Raw genomic sequence first — 20253 nt, forward strand, 5'->3', positions numbered from 1 at the left:
TGATCGCAGAGTGGTGGAACCGGTACCGCATCTGGCCATGGACGACCTGGCCGGTAACCATGTACTCAACCAGCATCGGCAGGTAAATGGGCATCGCCGATACGGTAATGACCCGCAGCGCTGATTGACCCAGGAAATAATACCGCAAGGCGTGCTCGGCTATGAATACGAATCCCTGAGCACGCTGACCATGCCGGACGGGCGCAAGGTCAACAACCTGTACTACGGCAGCGCCCATCTGCACCAACTGAATCTGGACGGCCAGATGATGAGCGACATGGAGCGCGATGACCCGCACCGTGCTGCGACTGTGCGAGTTAATGGTTAAGGAGGGTGTTTCTGGTGTCAGTTTATTGATGCTTAATTAGTAGTTTCAGGAGTCGCCTATGCCGGGTATAAGGTATTCAATGTTGCCACTACATTGCCTGTGTTTGATTTGGAGAATTCTGAAATTGAACCCTTGCTTAGTTAATTGCCGGATGGGCCGAGATGGTTTAGTAAGATTATGTTGCCTGAGGGTGCTGACTTGTCCAGCAATATTATAAAGGCTGAGGAAGGTATCGCTACGATTGTTGTGGCTGCTCGGGTGGAGACTATTTTTGAGAAAAACAATATTTGTGGCGTACACTTCAAGGTGTAGCGGCCTTTGGTAAGTCAGGTATCATGTGTCGCTGTGAGACTTGATGGGCGTTGGCAGATTGCTCTTTTACAACTTAGCGTTTTTTTGGGGGGTTGAACACCTCCTTAATCCACGATCTTCTTCGAATGCCGAGTTGCCATTACCTTTCAATCGGAACGGTCATTGGGTCTGACGGTTCAGTAAGTCGTGGTCCGCCACAGCAATGCCCTTGATTTGCGTCGCCAGCCGTGACTTTGGCGGCGAGCGCTACGGCATGGAATTCGATGCGTTCGGCAACATCATTGGCTTCACCTTGCCGGACGGTAATCACCTGGCGCTCAAGTACGACGACTTTGGCAGGCTGGTCCAGGAAACCGACCCACTGGGCCGCAAGATCAGCTACAAACATCACCTCGCCACGCCACTGGTGACTGAAACCTGCTTCCCCGATGGCAGCATCTGGAAATCTCGTTACGATGCCAAGGGCAACCTGATCGCCGAAATCGATCCCTTGGGCCACAAGACCGAGTACCTCAACGGCGAAGACGGCCTGCCGCATACCATCATCGATGCGAACTTCAAGTCCAAGTACCTGTGGTGGAACGCCTACGCCCAGGTCGATCGTTTCGAGGACTGCTCAGGCAAAAGCACCTACTACCGCTACGATGAGCGGCAGCACCTGATCGCCGTCACCGACGCGCTGAACCAGACCACGACGCTGGAGCGCAAACCCGACGGCGAAGTGCTGCGCATCTGCCATCCGGATGGCACCGCCGAATCCTTTACCTACAACGCCCTGGGCCAGGTGCTGACCCACACCGACGGCAAAGGCCAGACCACGCGTCTGCAGCGCACCTCGCGTGGCCTGCCCAGCAGCCGCCAGGATGCCAAAGGGCAGTGGATTCGTTACGAGTACGACAAAGCGATTCGCCTCGGCGAGCGCCCGGAACGCAACACGCTGTTCGAGCGTGACGCGATTGGCCGCTTGCTGGCCAAGGTCAACCGCGATGCCCGCCAGGATTTCGAGTACGACGAGGCCGACCGACTGCTGAGCATTCAGCGCACGCCGAGCAGTCTGGGCAAGCAATTGGGTATCACGGGTGAAAAGCTGAGTTACCGCTACGACCTGCTGGGACGCTTGACGCAGGAGCTGACCCCGAGCGGAGCACTGGATTATGAATACGACCCGCTCAGCAACCTGACCACGCTGACCCTGCCGGATGGCCGCAAGGTCAATCACCTGTACTACGGCAGCGGTCACCTGCACCAGCTGAATCTCGACGGCCAGGTCATCAGCGATATGGAACGCGATGACCTGCACCGCGAGGTGTACCGTACCCAGGGCAAGCTCACCAGTTGCTTTGGTTACGACGCCATGGGGCGCAAAGCGTGGCAGTTTGCATCGACCCTGCCGGCAGAAAAGCTGTCGCAAGTGCACAACCCCGGCATCAATACGTCGTTGCTGGTGGAGCATGCGTACAACCCGACTCACCGCCGTTACCAGTACGACCCGGCTGGGGAGTTGGTACGCACCCTCGACAAATTGCGTGGCGAAATCAAATACGAGTACGAAGCCAACGGCCAGTTGCATAGCCGCGATACTGGTTCCCTCATTGGCAGCGAAGAGTTCCGCTACGACCCGGCGGCCAACCGGCTGGACTTCAATGCGCGGCAACTGGAGAAGGTCAAGGACAACCGCATCAAGCGTTGGCGGGATCAGGAGTACCGCTATGACCCGTGGGGCAACCTGATTGAGAAGCGCTCGGGGCACAGCAAGCTGCAGAGTTTTAGCTATGACTGCGAGAACCGGCTGGTGCGGGCGGAGACGCTGGTCAATGGTAAGTTGGAGAGCACTGGCGCATACCGCTATGACAGCCTGGGTCGACGGGTAGCCAAGCAGTCGGAAATCAACGGCATCACGGAGCAGAAGCGCTTCCTCTGGCAAGGGCTGCGGATGCTGCGTGAGGAGACGCCTGAGCAGAGTATTCTGTATTTCTATGAGCCGGACAGCTATGCACCGTTGGCTCGGGTTGATCAGGCGGAGGGCCACGAGCAGAAGGTCTACTACTTCCATACGGACCAGATTGGAACGCCTCTGGAGCTGACTGATAGCGAAGGCCAAATTGTCTGGCAGGCGACGTATCGTTCGTGGGGCTCGATTGAGCAGCTGACGATCAATGAAGTCGAGCAGAATCTGCGATTCCAAGGCCAGTATTTTGATAGTGAAAAAGGTTTACACTACAACACATTTCGCTTCTACGACGCTGAAATTGGGCGTTTTTTATCGCAGGATCCAATAGGTTTGGCAGGCGGGATTAATATTTACTCGTACGCTGCAAACCCTGTTCTCAGCATTGACCCGCTGGGGTGGTGCTCTACAAAGCTGGGCAATAACATGGGGGCTAGAAAAGGTGACGGGATGGCAAACCATCACCTTATACCTGAAGAAATCCTTAATAACCCACAATATGCCAAAATGTTTGATCGGCTTAAATCTACAGGATTCAACGGTGATGGACCTTCCAATGGGATTTTTCTACCAGGTAGTAAAGGTTTGACGCAAAAAATAGATCTTCCGGGGCATTGGTCAAACCATGCAAAGTATACTGATGTGATTGAGTCAAAGGTCTCGGCATTAAATAAGCTGTTTGAGGCTCAAAAATTGTCAGATACGCAGTTAGTTTTGGGTATCGGGAAAATACAAAATTTCGCACGGGAAGGGCTTGAGGCTAATAAGTTTGTTGTGGATGCTATTACGGGGCGACTCCTATGAGCACTAATGAAAACATTTATTATGTTATGAATACTGACTTAACGGAGGCTGGAGGCCCCGTAAGTATGGCGGGCTTCTTTAATTGCGAAAGGTTCGAATGGGATCCCTATGAAGCCAATCCACAAGAGCTAGAAATAAAGCATAAATACAAACTTCATTTGACGGATTCGAATTTAGATATTAATAAGATCGACTTCGATTTTTACCAGATTGGAGCTACCTATGTTTCTCAGAGATTTTTAGATGTTTGCGATAGTTTGGGAGTCAAGTATAGGGCGGTCCCGCTCGAGTTGCAAGTAGGGCAAAAGACTCGGCGGGGTGAGTTTTTTATTTTCCTTCCAGGGGAAAGCTTGGCTGCAATGGATAAAGCTAAGTCAATATACAAAGTCTCGAAAGATATTGAGACAGGTAAAGTAATTGATAGCTCCCTTTATCCATGCTCAGTGAGTATCGATAAGATAGATTTGCTTGTGATATCCAAAGATATACAGAGTGATATGTTTAGATGTCAGGAAACTTTGGAGCTATTTTGCAGTCAGCGTTTTTTTGCGGCTGCAAGAGAATTGAAAGGGATATCATTTTTGCTAATAGATGACACGTACAAGTACGATCCTTGGTCTGAGCTGGACGATATCTGAGGGCTGTCCAGCTACGCGTTGTGTAAAGATGCTCAGTTTGTCATCCAGGATTCTTAAAATGGAATACTGCTCTTTAAAATCGTATGTGAGTTTTGGGAGCGGAGACCCACACCGACGGCAAAGTCCAGACCACGCGCTTGCAACGTACTTCGCGTTGCCTGCCCAGCAGCTGCCAGGATGTAAAAGGGCAGTGGATTCGTTACGAGTACGACAAAGCGATTCGCCTGACTGCGTTGGTCAACGAAAACAGCGCGGCCTACCGCTTTGCCTATGACGCCTCGGACCGCCTGAGTGAAGAAGTGCGGGTGGACAACCTGGCCCGGCGCTTCAGCTATGACGTTGGCGGCAATCTGGTTCGCCTGGACGAAATCGGCTATGGCAAAACGGCGAGCGCCCGGAACGCAACACGCTGTTCGAGCGTGACGCGATTGGCCGCTTGCTGGCCAAGGTCAACCGCGATGCCCGCCAGGATTTCGAGTACGACGAGGCCGACCGACTGCTGAGCATTCAGCGCACGCCGAGCAGTTTGGGCAAGCAATCGGGTATCACGGGTGAAAAGCTGAGTTACCGCTACGACCTGCTGGGACGCTTGACGCAGGAGCTGGCCCCGAGCGGAGCACTGGATTATAAATACGACCCGCTCAGCAACCTGACCACGCTGACCCTGCCGGATGGCCGCAAGGTCAATCACCTGTACTACGGCAGCGGTCACCTGCACCAGCTGAACCTGGACGGCCAGGTCATCAGCGATATGGAACGCGATGACCTGCACCGCGAGGTGTATCGCACGCAGGGCAAGCTAACCAGTTGCTTTGGTTACGATGCGATGGGCCGCAAGGCCTGGCAGTTTGCGTCAACGCTACCCGCCGACAAGCTGTCGCGAGTGCACAACCCCGGCATCAATACGTCGTTGCTGGTGGAGCATGCGTACAACCCGATTCACCGCCGTTACCAGTACGACCCGGCTGGGGAGTTGGTACGCACCCTCGACAAATTGCGTGGCGAAATCAAATACGAGTACGAAGCCAACGGCCAGTTGCACAGCCGTGATACCGGTTCCCTCGTAGGTAGTGAAGAGTTCCGCTACGACCCGGCCGCCAACAGGCTGGACTTCAATGCGCGGCAGTTTGAGAAGGTCCAAGACAACCGCATCAAGCGTTGGCGGGATCAGGAGTATAGGTACGACCCGTGGGGCAACCTGATCGAGAAGCGCTCGGGGCATAGCAAGTTGCAGAGCTTTAGCTATGACTGTGAGAACCGGCTGGTTCGGGCTGAGACGCTGGTCAATGGCAAGTTGGAAAGCACCGGCGCGTATCGCTATGACAGCCTGGGTCGACGGGTAGCCAAGCAGTCCGAGATCAACGGCACCACCGAGCAGAAGCGTTTCCTCTGGCAAGGGCTGAGGATGCTGCGTGAGGAGATGCCGGGGCGGAGCATCCTCTATCTCTACGAGCCGGGCAGCTATGCGCCGTTGGCTCGCGTTGATCAGGCTGAAGGGGAAGAGCAGACGGTCTACTACTTCCATACGGACCAGATTGGGACGCCATTAGAGTTAAGTAACAGCGAAGGCGAGATCGTTTGGCAGGCGACGTATCGTTCTTGGGGAGCGATTGAGCAGCTTACCATCAGTAACATTGAGCAGAATCTGCGTTTCCAAGGTCAGTACTATGATGACGAGACGGGACTGCATTACAATACTTTTAGATATTATGATCCTGAAACCGGTCGCTTCATCAGCCATGACCCGATAGGCCTGTTGGGCGGATACGATCTTTATAGCTATGTTTCTAATCCCTTTAATAGAATCGACCCATGGGGCTGGTGCGAAAAGAAAGGGATGGGTGTGAGTAAGTTTGGGCATCATGTTCCATCGGTACGGAAGTCTAAAGGAAGACCTTTTGCCGTATCGAGATCTGATAAAACCAGGCCGACATTATTTCCAAAGGGGGAAAATCCAGAGCATGAACATTGGCTTCTACATGAGGCGGAACGAGGGCCAATTGGTCCACGACAAGGAGACTTCAAGGGCACTGATGATCAGCTTTTTTCTGCGTATCGAGAGGCATATAAAGATTTGGATCACATAAAGGTAGATGTGGTTTCTCCAAATGGAACTCATGTACTTGGGGAAAGTGTTACTCCGCGCGCAGCGGTTGATTTAATTGAAAACTGGCTTAAAGAGAGTGGCTTGAGATGAGTAATTCTTTGGATTCTATAAAGCAGATTGTTGAGAGAGATGGTTTTTTTGAAACTATCTTGAATGGTGTTAGTGACTGGGATAACGCTTTAGATGAGCGTGACGAGCCTGAGTTTGATGAGGCGTGGGTCAGCGCTTTTGAAGAGCTTAAGGCTCTTGATTACCCTGTCTGCGGGAGCGAGGTAATTGTAAGTGAGATAAGAGAGTTGGTCTTCAAAAAGGTTTTTTCTCTTGTGAGTAATTCTGAAGTTGCAGGTTATATCTCGGATGATTTTGGACTTATTGCAGAATCGGCTTCTAAGTTCCACAGCGTGGATTTTATTAGTAAGCTTTTGGCTAGTTATGTTTCCGGGTGCTTTCCGAGGTGAGCAGATCTGTGTAGGAGTGGGGGGGGTAGTAGCGGTAGGCTTCTGTGATGCCGCTACGGAGCTCCGAGAGTTTAGCAAGCAATTGACGAGAAGTCCTGCCTTGCCACAGGCTGAAGATACTCTTCAGCCACTTTTTGGAATTGCGATTTAATAGATGGTGGCATGAACTAAAAAAGCACCGCTGCAACATGCTGGTTTGCGAGGCTCTTTATTAAGTCGGAATTGTCCTGGTCTGAGGTGGCGATTGATCTTAATGATGTCGCAGCGCTTCGAAACTCAGATTTTTGCTCAATTGCCAGAGTCATTGAAGCATTTTTTGGGGCGGGGTAAGTGATACGACTTGGTGAGATAGTGATGACGAAAGCGAAGCGATTCGATTAAAGCTATAGCACGGTCTGGGGCTCAAGATGCTTCTGATGCGAATTGTTTCGGTGGGCTATTGTAACTGTGAAAGTTTAACAAGTTATGCCTGTAACGTTGCTCTCATTTGCAATTTATGATGGTGGTAATTTTCTGCCTTGACTTGGTCGGCGGGTGAGCATGTTTTGATTCGACCGATCTTATAGCTCTGAACTTCCTGTTAGTGAAAATTAACTAAGCTTATCGTTGGCTGGCTCAGATGTTCGTTGTTTTTGTTTTTGATCTAAAAGATGAGCCAGAGATTGATTTGTGAGCGCGTGACTAATCAGCTAAGCATTATTAGTAGCTAAGGATTTTGATTGGCAGGGTTGGAGTTCCATGAGTTTACAAAGGGTATGGTTGGCGTTGCAAATTCCGCTTGTCTAACCAGTTGATCTTTAAAAATCTAAATTAAGGCCTGAGGCACAAGCCTCAGTCCTGTTGGCGAAGTGCCAAACTGCTGCAACGCTTTAAAAAACGGCCTCGGCCACTTCCTGCACTGCACCTGCACCATACAAGGCACGCTGACCGACATCAGCGCCACCAGCGGCACCCCTGCGCAGCTTCAGCTACGCCGACGGCGTGATGGTGACCCACAGCAACGCCATTGGCCTGGGCTGCCACTACCGCTGGGAAACCCTCAACGGGAAACCCCGCGTGGTCGAGCACTGGACCAGCGACGGCGAGCACTTCCACTTCCGCTACGACTTCACCCAGCGCACCAGCTGGGCCACCGACGTGCTCGGCCGCGAGCTGGAGATTCAATACAACGAAGACCACCGCGTCATCGCCAGCCGCGACTACGGCGGCGAGCGCTACGCCATCGACCTGGACGATTTCGGCAACATGGTCGGCCTGACCCTGCCGGACGGCAACCAGTTGCACTTCAAGTACGACGAGTTCGCCCGCCTGCTCGAAGAAACCGACCCGCTGGGCCGCACCATCGCCTACGAATACCACCACCTGACCACCCTCGTGACCAAGGTCACCTACCCGGACGGCAGCACCTGGCAGGCGCGCTACGACGACAAGGGCAACCTGCTCGCCGAAATCGATGCGCTGGGCCAGATGACCGAGTACCTCAACGGCGATGATGGCCTGCCGCACACCATCATCGATGCGACGTACAAATCCAAGCACCTGTGGTGGAACACCCTGGCCCAGGTCGAGCGGTATCAGGACTGTTCGGGCAAGAACACCTATTACCGCTACGACGAGCGCCATCACCTGGTGGCCGTGACCGATGCGTTGAACCAGACCACCATGCTGGAACGCAAACCGGACGGGGAGGTGGTCAAGATCGACCACCCGGACGGCACGGCAGAGACCTTTACCTACAACCCGTACGGCCAGGTGCTGACCCATACCGATGGCAAGGGCCAGACCACGCGTTTGTTGCGCACCGCCCGAGGCCTGCCGAGCAGCCGCCAGGATGCCAAAGGTCAGCAAGTTCGCTATGAGTACGACAAGGCCGTGCGCCTGACCGCGTTGGTCAACGAAAACAGCATGCCGTACCGCTTTGCGTACGATGCCTCGGACCGGCTGATTGAAGAAGTGCGGGTGGACAACCTGACGCGGCGTTTCACCTACAACGACGGCGGTCATCTGACTCGGCTGGATGAAATTGGTTACGGCGAGAACGGTGAACAGCCCCAGCGCGAAACGCTGTTCGAACGCGACCCCATTGGCCGCCTGATGGCCAAGCTCAACCGTGATGCGCGACAAGACTATGCCTATGACGATGTTGACCGGTTGCTGAGCATTGAGCGGCAACCCAGCGGCATCGGCAAACAACTCGGCATCACCGAAGAAAAGCTGGAATACGCCTATGACCTGCTGGGGCGACTGACCCAAGAAATCACCCCACAAGGCGTGCTCGGCTACGAATATGATCCGCTGAGCAACCTGACCACGCTGACCCTGCCGGACGGGCGCAAGGTCAACCACCTGTACTACGGCAGCGGCCACCTGCACCAGCTGAACCTGGACGGCCAGGTCATCAGCGACATGGAACGCGATGACCTGCACCGTGAGGTATATCGCACGCAGGGCAAGCTGACCAGTTGCTTTGGCTACGACGCCATGGGGCGCAAGGCGTGGCAGTTTGCTTCGACCCTGCCGGCAGAAAAGCTGTCGCAGGTGCACAACCCCGGTATCAATACCTCGTTGCTAGTGGAGCACGCCTACAATCCGATTCACCGTCGCTACCAGTACGACCCGGCGGGCGAATTGGTGCGCACGCTGGACAAGCTGCGTGGCGAGATCAAGTACGAATACGAAGCCAACGGCCAGTTGCATAGCCGCGATACCGGCTCGTTGGTCGGCAGCGAAGAGTTCCGCTATGACCCGGCCGCCAACCGCCTGGACTTCAATGCGCGGCAACTGGAGAAGGTCAAGGACAACCGTATCAAGCGTTGGCGGGATCAGGAGTACCGCTACGACCCTTGGGGGAATCTGATCGAGAAGCGTTCGGGGCACAGCAAGCTGCAGAGCTTTAGCTATGACTGCGAGAACCGGCTGGTGCGTGCCGAGACAGTGGTCAACGGCAAGCTGGAAAGTACGGGCGCTTATCGCTATGACAGCCTGGGGCGGCGGATTGCCAAAACCGCTGAAATCGGCGGCACCTCGGAGCAGAAGCACTTCCTCTGGCAAGGGCTGAGGATGCTGCGTGAGGAGACGCCGGAGCAGAGCATTTTGTATCTCTATGAGCCGGGTAGCTATGCGCCGTTGGCGCGGGTTGACCAGGCGGAAGGGGATGAGCAGAAGATCTATTACTTCCATACCGATCAGATTGGTACGCCGCTGGAGCTGACTGATAGTCAGGGCGAGATTGTCTGGCAGGCGACGTATCGGTCGTGGGGGGCGATTGAGCAGCTGACGATCAGTGAGGTCGAGCAGAATATGCGCTTTCAAGGGCAGTATTTTGACAATGAGGCAGCCCTTAACTACAACACCTTCAGGTACTATGATCCAGAAATTGGACGCTTCATCACTCCAGATCCGATAGGGTTGGAAGGTGGGGATAATCTTTACAAATACACTCCAAACCCAGTGCGATGGATTGACCCTCTTGGATGGGTACATGAATTAGCGCCTGGCTATAATGTCTATGGGTTGTTTGATAAAGGTGCTGAAAAGCCCTACTACGTAGGGATCACTGATGATTTATCCCGCCGGAGGAATGAGCACATGGGCACAGGAAGGTTAGGGCGTGGATCTCAAATGGTCCCGCTTGATAAAAATGTGACCTATGGTGAGGCTCGCGGTTTTGAACAGGCTTATATAGAACACTATGAGACGAAAACTGGAGTGATTGGTGAGGATATCTCGTCGACTAATCGCGGTAACAAAATCAATTCTTATGATCATGCTAACACAACAAGAAGTGCCGCTCGACAGGCGAACTTTGAAAGTAATTTCGATAGAAAGACTGCTGGTTTGAAAGGAGCTTGTGGATGAGTGCTATTCAATTTTTTGGTTGGGATAAAAAAGCAAAAACTGCATTGCGAAGTATAAAAATCGGAGATATTTTCTGCTTTGTAATAAATGGCAGAGGCTATGGTGTAGGGCGAATCATGACCCGTAATAGCCTTGGCCATGTTGCGGAGATATTTGATGTCGTAACCCAAGAGCCGAACATAAATGAAATTCCTGAAAAAAGGTTTGCTAGACCTGTTATTTTAGATTCGTACTCACTTTTTGATCGTAAAACGGAGGGGGACTGGCGAATTATTGCTCACGACCTGGAGTATCAACCTTCGGTTGAGGAACCAGTCCGATTTGTTTATGGAGTGGCTGACAATGTAAAATTGGTTGATATATTTGACAATGAAGTGCCCTTTAGTGGTGCTAAAGCTAGCTTTCCTCTCTACGCGCCTATGGGTGATGAAGATATTAAAGAGTTTATGGGTGTTTAACTAGGTGTCGATACTTGGGTTTCTTGTTTCTTGTAGGGCTATTGTAAGTGAGCCGTTCGGTGGTTAGCTGGGTGAAAGTATGCTATCTGTATACAGGTCTAGCCTGAAGAATTCTGTCATGAATCAATTTTATTCTGCATTAAATGTGGTGTTGTCAGGCAGGTATAGAAATTTTTTAGTAAGAATGAATGGTTGTTACCAGGCTGCGCTAGATTCATTGATGAGTTAAGTTTTATTGGAGGTGTATTGGCTATCGGTGAAAGACGTGAGGTGGAAATTTTTTGTGCTGCTATGTGAGGCAGGTTGGGAACTGTTATTGGGGGCGAACTCACTTGCATGAGGGTGGATCAGCTAATAGGATTGACATGGCTGAGCAGAATGACTCAGGTCATTTGTATTTCATTGCGGATGGCATAGATGGTTCTTTGATGCGTTAGTCACCGCTCTCGGTGGGAGTGTGATTTTGATCCAGGAAGAATGATTTAAGATCCTGCTCTGTAAGCTACTAGAGTGGGGCCTTTCTGAAATCTTAGGCCGCTCCTGCGTCGCTGGTCGCGAAGTTAAGTAATGCAGAGGGTGGGCTTGGTCTAAGGTTTTTGTCCCGCGCCCTCTCCTTGAATGAGTAATGGCTTTAAGTGTTGCTGTTGACTTGTGGAGGCTTGTCTTGCCGACCCCCGATCTTTAAAAAAATTCTAGAACGAGAGCGAATGCCAACCTTGTCTCATTCGCTTTCATTTCATGCTCTGGAGCGATTAGGGCTATTTGTCAAAGATTTTATACAAAATTATTCATTTCGAAGTGAGATAGCGGCAGACTTTCTTGCTGGCGAAGTTTCCAACCCCGCGTGGTCGAGCACTGGACCAGCGACGGCGAGCACTTCCATTTCCGCTACGACTTCACCCAGCACATCAGCTGGGCCACGGACGTACTCGGTCGCGAGCTGGAGGTGCAGTACAACGCCGACCACCGGGTGTTTGCCAGCCGCGACTACGGCGGCGAGCGCTACGCCATCGACCTGGACGATTTCGGCAACATGGTCGGCCTGACCCTGCCGGACGGCAACCAGTTGCACTTCAAGTACGACGAGTTCGCCCGCCTGCTCGAAGAAACCGACCCGCTGGGCCGCACCATCGCCTACGAATACCACCACCTGACCACCCTGGTGACCAAGGTCACCTACCCGGACGGCAGCACCTGGCAGGCGCGCTACGACGACAAGGGCAACCTGCTCGCCGAAATCGATGCGCTGGGCCAGATGACCGAGTACTTCAACGGCGAAATCAACGGCACTGCCGAGCAGAGCGTTTCCTCTGGCAAGGGCTGAGGATGCTGCGTGAGGAGACGCCGGGGCAGAGCACTCTGTATCTCTATGAGCCGGGTAGCTATGCGCCGTTGGCACGGGTGGATCAGGCGGAAGGGGAAGGGCAGAAGGTCTACTACTTCCATACCGATCAGATCGGTACGCCGCAGGAGTTGACGGATAGCGACGGTGAGATTGTCTGGCAGGCGACGTATCGGTGTTGGGGGCAGATCGAACAACTGATGGTCAAGGATATAGATCAGAACCTCCGTTTTCAGGGGCAGTATTTCGACTCAGATACGGGCCTGCACTACAACACATTTAGATACTATGATCCTGAAATTGGACGGTTTATTAGCCAAGACCCTATTGGCTTAGGAGGTGACTGGAATCTATGCAAATACGTAGCCAACCCAACAGCTTGGGTGGATCCCCTTGGCCTGGATGCACTAAGCACTCTTGCAGAGCGCGGGTATTCAGGTGTAACGAACACACTGGGGGTGGGTTAGATTATTCTGGCAGTAATGCCCTTTATGCGAAAAGGCCTAATGTCAACCCTATACTTACAATAGAATATACGGGCGACTACATTAAGGATTTTGAAGCAGCGAATAAGGTCGCTGAATTGAATCAGAAAACGACCCCTCGTGGCTATGTTTGGCATCATCTGGATGACTATGATCCTAAAACTAACAGTGTTACTATGCAGCTAGTGGAGCAGAGAGCACACCAAGGTATTCCTCATAAAGGAGGAGTGGCCCAGTACAAGGCAGCAACTGGTAAGCCATATACATTCCCTGCCAGGAAACCAGCGACAGCAAAAAAGGCAGGAGGAACGGCATGTTAGATCTCGAAGAGTCTGAGTCGGGTATTGATATGGGCGATTTTTCCCAAATTGAATATTTGGCAGGAGCAAAGCTTCCTCCTCTATTCAAGAAGATTTATCTTAAGAATAATGGCGGCTTTCCCGAGGCGACCGAGGTCGAAGGTGATCAGTATGTTTTCAGTATAAATGGTTTTAATCCAATAAAATTTGGTAATCTACCGATAGAAAAATTAATGCAAGAGTATGCGAGTCAAGAGCGCAGTCTTGAAGGTTATATTCCTTTTGCATATGATGATGGTGGAAATAGCTTTATGCTTTCTTTGAACAAAGAAGATGCCGGGATGGTATATTTGTGGCTTCAAGATGAAAAGCGCTTGGAAAAGGTTTGTTCGAGGTTTGATGATTTTATAAGTTCACTTTGTGGGGGGTAAAGATTTTTTGTCCGTCCGATATCGCTATCGGTAATTTGCTTGGGTGAAGATGGTGACCAAGGTCACCTACCCGGACGGCAGCACCTGGCAAGCGCTACGACGACAAGGGCAACCTGCTCGCCGAAATCGACGCGCTGGGCCAGATGACCGAGTACCTCAACGGCGATGATGGCCTGCCGCACACCATCATCGATGCGACGTACAAATCCAAGCACCTGTGGTGGAACACCCTGGCCCAGGTCGAGCGGTATCAGGACTGTTCGGGCAAGAACACCTATTACCGCTACGACGAGCGCTATCACCTGGTGGCCGTGACCGATGCGTTGAACCAGACCACCATGCTGGAACGCAAACCGGACGGGGAGGTGGTCAAGATCGACCATCCGGACGGCACGGCAGAGACGTTTACCTACAACGTCTACGGCCAGGTGCTGACCCATACCGATGGCAAGGGCCAGACCACGCGTTTGCTGCGCACCGCCCGACGCCTGCCGAGCAGCCGCCAGGATGCTAAAGGTCAGCAAGTTCGCTACGAGTACGACAAGGCCATCCGCCTGACTGCGTTGGTCAACGAAAACAGCATGCCGTACCGCTTTGCCTACGATGCGTCGGACCGGCTGGTGGAAGAAGTGCGGGTGGACAACCTGACGCGGCGCTTCACCTACAACGACGGCGGTCATCTGACCCGGCTGGATGAAATTGGTTACGGCGAGAACGGTGAACAGCCACAACGCGAAACGCTATTCGAGCGCGACCCCATTGGCCGCCTGATGGCCAAGCTCCACCGCGATGCGCGACAAGACTATGCCTATGACGATGTTGACCGGTTGCTGAGCATTGAACGGCAACCCAGCGGCATCGGCAAACAACTCGGCATCACCGAAGAAAAGCTGGAATACGCCTATGACCTGCTGGGGCGACTGACCCAGGAAATCACCCCACAAGGCGTACTCGGCTACGAATATGATCCGCTGAGCAACCTGACCACGCTGACCCTCCCGGACGGGCGCAAGGTCAACCACCTGTACTATGGCAGCGGCCATCTGCACCAGCTGAACCTGGACGGCCAGGTCATCAGCGACATGGAACGCGATGACCTGCACCGTGAGGTGTATCGCACGCAGGGCAAGCTGACCAGTTGCTTTGGCTATGACGCCATGGGGCGCAAGGCGTGGCAGTTTGCTTCGACCCTGCCGGCGGAAAAGCTGTCGCAAGTGCAAAACCCGGGCATCAACACTTCGCTGCTGGTGGAGCACGCCTACAACCCGATTCACCGTCGCTACCAGTACGACCCGGCGGGCGAATTGGTGCGCACGCTGGACAAGCTGCGTGGCGAGATCAAGTAGGAATACGAAGCCAACGGCCAGTTGCATAGCCGCGATACCGGCTCGTTGGTCGGCAGCGAAGAGTTCCGCTATGACCCGGCCGCCAACCGCCTGGACTTCAATGCGCGGCAGTTGGAGAAGGTCAAGGACAACCGTATCAAGCGTTGGCGGGATCAGGAGTACCGCTACGACCCTTGGGGGAATCTGATCGAGAAGCGTTCGGGGCATAGTAAGTTGCAGAGCTTTAGCTATGACTGCGAGAACCGCTTAGTGCGTGCCGAGACAGTGGTCAACGGCAAGCTGGAAAGTACGGGCGCTTATCGCTATGACAGCCTGGGGCGGCGGATTGCCAAAACCGCTGAAATCGGCGGCACCTCGGAGCAGAGGCACTTCCTCTGGCAAGGGCTGCGGATGCTGCGTGAGGAGACGCCGGGGCAGAGTACTCTGTATCTCTATGAGCCGGGTAGCTATGCGCCGTTGGCACGGGTGGATCAGGCGGAAGGGGAAGGGCAGAAGGTCTACTACTTCCATACCGATCAGATTGGTACGCCGCTGGAGCTGACGGATAGCGACGGTGAGATTGTTTGGCAGGCGACGTATCGCTCTTGGGGAGCGATTGAACAGCTTGCGGTCAACGAAGTTGAGCAGAACCTGCGTTTTCAAGGCCAGTTCTTTGATAGTGAAACTGGACTGCACTACAACACATTTCGATATTACGATGCGGAACTAGGGCGCCATGTAACAATTGATCCAATCGGGCTTGTGGGGGGCAACCTATACAAGTATGTACCTAATCCGGTTAGCTGGCTGGAAACATTAGGTTGGCTTGCCTACAATATCATGCCGGGGATTGAAGGCTTTCAAAAGCACCATATTTTTCCGCAGCAGCTGTCTAACCATGCGGCCATGCAGGCGGGAGAAGTAAATATTCATAAGTTGTCTAATATAATATATTTGCCTAAGTATGAGGAAAATCATCCCTACTCGAACTGTGCGTCGAGGTCCTCATGCGCAGTATAGTGCCGCTGTTGAGGAAAACCTGGATATTACCATGATTATGGTAAAAAGAATGGTTGGAATAAAGCCGATTACCAGAAAGCTATCCATGGAATAATGGTTGATGAGAGGAAAGGTCTTCGTTCCGGTAAAACAATGTTGAACAAAAACTCTGTTCGAGGGATGAGTTGTGGCTGATAACTATATTCTGTGTATTTCAGATGATTATCCGGAAAGCTACTGGCTTAAGGCTAAGGTTTTGTCGGGCGAGGATTCAAGTATATTTAAGGAGGGCTTGGTTGTAACAGATTCTGTAGTTGTGCGGTTTGAAAGCGCTAAAGGCATTAGCGCCAGGAAGTTATTGGAATACGATTTTTTCTTTAGTGATGGGCCAAATTTGATCTCGCCGCGACTGTACGAACTAATGGTTAAGGAGGGTGTTTCTGGTGTTCAGTTTATTGATGCTGAATTAGTGGTTTCAGGTGTCTCCTATGCCGGGTATAAGCTATTCAATGTTGTCACTACATCGCCTGTGTTTGATTTGAAGGGTTCTGAAAGTGAGCCCTTGCTTAGTTACTTGCCGGATGGGCCGAGATGGTTTACTAAGATTGTGTTGGCTGAGGGTGCTGACTTGTCCAGCGATATTATAAGGGCTGAGGAAGATATCGCTACGATTGTTGTGGCTGCTCGGGTGAAGACTATTTTTGAGAAAAACAATATTTGTGGCGTGCAGTTCAAGGTATAGCGGCCTTTGGTAAGTCAGGTATCATGTGTCGCTGTGAGACTTGATGGGCGTTGGCAGATTGCTCTTTTAAAACTTAGCGTTTTTTTGGGGGCTTGGACACCTCCTCAATCCATTATCTTCTTCGTATGCCGGGTTGCCATTACCTTTCAATCGGAACGGTCATTGGGTCTGACAGTTCAGTAAGTCGTGGTCCGCCACAGCAATGCCCTTGATTTGCGAGTACCGCTGGCAATTTCATCACGACAAACCCCCTGTGGTGAAGCACTGGTCCAGTGATGGCGAGCACCACCATTCCGCTACTGAGCCGGGCAGCTATGCACCGTTGGCTCGTCTTGATCAGGCGGAGGGCCAAGAGCAGAAGGTCTACTACTTCCACACCGATCAGATCGGCACGCCCCTTGAAATGAGCAATAGTGAGGGTGAGATCGTTTGGCAGGCGACGTATCGTTCGTGGGGGGCGATTGAGAGCCTTGCTGTTAATGAGATTGAGCAAAATCTGCGATTCCAAGGTCAGTATTTTGATTACGACACAGGACTTCATTACAATACGTTACGGTACTATGACCCTGAAGTTGGTAAGTTTTTAACGCAAGATCCAAGCGGTTTATATGGTGGTTTGAACCTTTATGAGTATACAGTCAATCCATTCATCTGGGTGGATCCCTTGGGCCTGTGCGCCGATACTGTCAAGTGGGGTAATCATCTCAGAAGCATTGGTGGAGGTGACCCCTCTAAAGGAATGGTCAGGCCGCATGCCCATCACATTGTGTTCAAGAATGGTAAAGGCAAAGAGATGCGAGCTATTCTTGATAAGAGTAAGGAAATTCTGGAAAGACATGATATTGATTGGTGAAAGGGTAAAGAGAACGTGGTTTGGACACCCAATACTGGGCACTCAACTGCGAAAAGTATACGAGGCTTTGGCTAAGGCCGATGCCGGTGGCGCAAGGTCCAGAGATAGCGTAGTCGCAGCTATAAAAAAATGAGACAGCATTTAGCGGACGGTACGATTGATTTATTGCCATAGATGATGAAGGTGAGTACATGGACTGTAAGGGTTTGAAAGAAAAAATTAAGGCGGCTACGATTGCCGCTATTAATAGAATGGCTAATGAGTTTTCGGGTCATGAAGTTTGTGCGTTTGCTCTTTACTCGGACACAGATGCTCGTACTTTAGTCCCCACCTTTAATCTGAAGAGCAATTTGGAGGCAATGCAGTCGAGTGATCCAGATGATGCTATATATTATAAGTGGGCGCCAGCGGAGTGGAGCCATGAAGCTTATGCTGCTGAATTGTTTGATGGGATTTCTGAGGAGTTAGCAAGCCTGAGCGATTCCGTAAGTCCAGAGCAAGATTTTGAAGCTCATTATGAAGGTGTTTTTCAAATGTGCGTAGACGTGTTGGATGAGGTGCGTGCTACGCATTTGTCCGGTAAAATTGTAGTTTTTGCGGTTTCCGATATGGTTAGGCCAGACTGGGAGTGCAAGTGGATTGCCCAGTTGAACTCGGCGGAGGAGGCCAAGGAGTTCGAGATTTGGATAAATGGTCTCTGACGATTCACATTTTGACTTAAGCCGTATAATTCAATGTTCTTGGTTTCTGGGTGGTGTATAGATTAGCGCCCTGTTATAAGATTTGGCGTCATCGGTCAAATCAGTTCCACTTTACATAATGTGTATGTTCTACAGGCCGAATCTAGGTCATGCTCTTTAAAATAGGAGATGATATCTATGGGGCAGTAACCGCCCCAATTTATTGAGATTCATTTAAGTCTGCAGTAGGGGTTATGTCGCTGCCATTGCCGCGCTTGAGGTTATCCAAAGCTACGCTTAGTGAGGGAACGAGATTTTCTGTCGCGAAGACGGCCTGCCGCATACCATCCTCGATGCCCACTTCAAGTCCAAGTACCTGTGGTGGAACGCGTACGCCCAGGTCGATCGTTTCGACTACTCGGGCAAAAGCACCTACTACCGCTACGATGAGCGGCAACACCTGATCGCCGTCACCGATGTACCTACAACGCCCTCGGCCAAGTGCTGACCCACACCGACGGCAAAGGCTAGATCACGCGCCTGCAACGTACTTCGCGTGGCCTGCCCAGCAGACGCGAGGATGCTAAAGGGCAGTCGATTCGTTACGAGTACGACAAAGCGATTCGCCTGACTGCGTTGGTCAACGAAAACAGCGCGGCCTACCGCTTTGCCTATGACGCCTCGGACCGCCTGAGTGAAGAAGTGCGGCCGGACAACCTGACCCGGCGCTTCAGCTATGACGCGGGCGGCAATCTGGTTCGCCTGGATGAAATCGGCTATGGCGAAAACGGCGAGCGCCCGGAACGCAACACGCTGTTCGAGCGTGACGCAATTGGCCGCTTGCTGGCCAAGGTCAACCGCGATGCGCGACAACACTATGCCTATGACGATGTTGATCGGTTGCTGAGCATTGAGCGCACGCCGAGCAGTGTGGGCAAGCAGTTGAGCATCAGGGAGGAAAAGCTGAGTTACCGCTACGACCTGCTGGGACGCTTGACGTAGGAACTGACCCCGAGCGGAGCACGGGATTATGAATACGACCCGCTGAGCAACCTGACCACACTGACCCTACCAGACGGGCGCAAGGTCAACCACCTGTACTACGGCAGTGGTCACCTGCACCAGCTGAACCTGGACGGCCAGGTCATCAGCGACATGGAGCGCGATGACCTGCATCGCGAGGTGTATCGCACGCAGGGCAAGCTGACCAGTTGCTTTCGTTACGACGCCATGGGGCGCAAGGCCTGGCAGTTTGCGTCAACGGTACCCGCCGACAAGCTGTCGCAAGTGCACAACCCAGCATCAATACGTCGTTGCTGGTGGAGCATGCGTACAACCCGATTCACCGCCGTTACCAGTACGACCCGGCTGGGGAGTTGGTACGCACCCTCGACAAATTGCGTGGCGAAATCAAATACGAGTACGAAGCCCACGGCCAGTTGCACAACCGTGATACCGGTTCCCTCGTAGGTAGTGAAGAGTTCCGCTACGACCCGGCCGCCAACAGGCTGGACTTCAATGCGCGGCAGTTTGAGAAGGTCCAAGACTACCGCATCAAGCGTTGGCGGGATCAGGAGTATAGGTACGACCCGTGGGGCAACCTGATCGAGAAGCACTCGGGGCACAGCAAGCTGCAGAGCTTTAGCTATGACTGCGAGAACCGGCTGGTTCGGGCTGAGACGCTGGTCAATGGCAAGTTGGAAAGCACCGGCACGTATCGCTATGACAGCCTGGGACGCAGGGTAGCCAAGCAATCGGAGATCAACGGCATCACGGAGCATAAGCGCTTCCTCTGGCAAGGGCTGAGGATGCTGCGTGAGGAGACGCCTGAGCAGAGTATTCTGTATTTCTACGAGCCGGGTAGCTATGCGCCGTTGGCGCGAGTGGATCAGGCGGAAGGGGAAGGGCAGAAGGTCTACTACTTCCATACCGATCAGATCGGTACACCGCTGGAGCTTACGGATAGCGAGGGTGAGAATGTCTGGCAGGCGACGTATCTGCCTTGGGGGGGGCGATTGAGCAGTTAGCCATCAATGAAGTCGAGCAAAATCTGCGCTGCCAGGGCCAGTACTTCGAAAGTAGATAGATTTACTACTCAAGATCCCATTGGAATTGATGGTGGATCCAATCTTTATTTATATGGAATCAACCCTATAGCGTGGGTTGATCCATCAAAAAGTCGACGT

At 52.4% G+C, this 20253-nt stretch carries 8 protein-coding genes and 7 pseudogenes; all 15 read left to right on the forward strand.

All coding sequences use genetic code 11. The features are described 5' to 3' along the window. Positions 1-124: 124 nt before the first annotated feature. Entirely contained in the window at positions 125-328 is a 204-nt protein-coding gene (locus ABRP30_RS12050; RefSeq protein WP_349974183.1) for a hypothetical protein, read from the forward strand. A 529-nt stretch (positions 329-857) separates the two neighbouring features. Next, a pseudogene (locus ABRP30_RS12055) lies at positions 858-3392 on the forward strand (RHS repeat-associated core domain-containing protein); the annotation flags it as partial. Then, positions 3389-4030: an imm11 family protein gene (locus ABRP30_RS12060; protein ID WP_372490448.1), complete on the forward strand. Its 642-nt coding sequence runs from the start codon at positions 3389-3391 to the stop codon at positions 4028-4030. The pseudogene ABRP30_RS12055 and the gene ABRP30_RS12060, both read left to right, overlap by 4 nt. A gap of 194 nt (positions 4031-4224) precedes the next feature. Further along, a pseudogene (locus tag ABRP30_RS12065) lies at positions 4225-6227 on the forward strand (RHS repeat-associated core domain-containing protein). Further along, positions 6224-6595 (forward strand): hypothetical protein, encoded by a 372-nt coding sequence (locus ABRP30_RS12070; RefSeq protein WP_349975518.1) that lies wholly within the window; start codon positions 6224-6226, stop codon positions 6593-6595. The pseudogene ABRP30_RS12065 and the gene ABRP30_RS12070 overlap by 4 nt, the downstream one beginning before the upstream one ends. A gap of 875 nt (positions 6596-7470) precedes the next feature. After that, a pseudogene (locus ABRP30_RS12075) lies at positions 7471-10069 on the forward strand (RHS repeat-associated core domain-containing protein); the annotation flags it as partial. 380 nt (positions 10070-10449) lie between these two features. Next, positions 10450-10911, forward strand: a complete 462-nt coding sequence (locus ABRP30_RS12080) for an Imm26 family immunity protein (RefSeq protein ID WP_349975517.1) — start codon at positions 10450-10452, stop codon at positions 10909-10911. Positions 10912-11746: 835 nt separating this feature from the next. Beyond that, positions 11747-12666, forward strand: a pseudogene (locus ABRP30_RS12085) (RHS repeat domain-containing protein); the annotation flags it as partial. Further along, complete coding sequence (locus ABRP30_RS12090; RefSeq protein ID WP_349975516.1) at positions 12606-13058, forward strand: HNH endonuclease; 453 nt, start codon at positions 12606-12608, stop codon at positions 13056-13058. The pseudogene ABRP30_RS12085 and the gene ABRP30_RS12090, both read left to right, overlap by 61 nt. Beyond that, positions 13052-13468, forward strand: a complete 417-nt coding sequence (locus tag ABRP30_RS12095) for an SMI1/KNR4 family protein (protein WP_349975515.1) — start codon at positions 13052-13054, stop codon at positions 13466-13468. Before ABRP30_RS12090 ends, ABRP30_RS12095 begins: the two co-directional genes overlap by 7 nt. Positions 13469-13517: 49 nt before the next feature. Further along, positions 13518-15813: pseudogene (locus tag ABRP30_RS12100) on the forward strand (RHS repeat-associated core domain-containing protein); the annotation flags it as partial. 166 nt (positions 15814-15979) lie between these two features. Continuing rightward, a complete protein-coding gene (locus ABRP30_RS12105) occupies positions 15980-16534 on the forward strand; it encodes a hypothetical protein (RefSeq protein ID WP_349975514.1) in 555 nt (184 codons plus the stop codon). 301 nt (positions 16535-16835) lie between these two features. Next, a pseudogene (locus tag ABRP30_RS12110) lies at positions 16836-17387 on the forward strand (RHS repeat domain-containing protein); the annotation flags it as partial. Positions 17388-17578: 191 nt separating this feature from the next. Continuing rightward, on the forward strand, positions 17579-18088 hold the full coding sequence (locus tag ABRP30_RS12115) for a DUF4303 domain-containing protein (RefSeq protein WP_372490449.1): 510 nt from the start codon (positions 17579-17581) through the stop codon (positions 18086-18088). A gap of 304 nt (positions 18089-18392) precedes the next feature. Beyond that, positions 18393-20238 (forward strand): annotated as a pseudogene (locus ABRP30_RS12120) (RHS domain-containing protein); the annotation flags it as partial. Between the last annotated feature and the right edge of the window lie 15 nt (positions 20239-20253).

Origin of the sequence: Pseudomonas sp. WHRI 8519, from assembly GCF_040224055.2 — a bacterium.
In the GTDB taxonomy this organism is placed as follows: Bacteria; Pseudomonadota; Gammaproteobacteria; order Pseudomonadales; family Pseudomonadaceae; genus Aquipseudomonas; species Aquipseudomonas putida_X.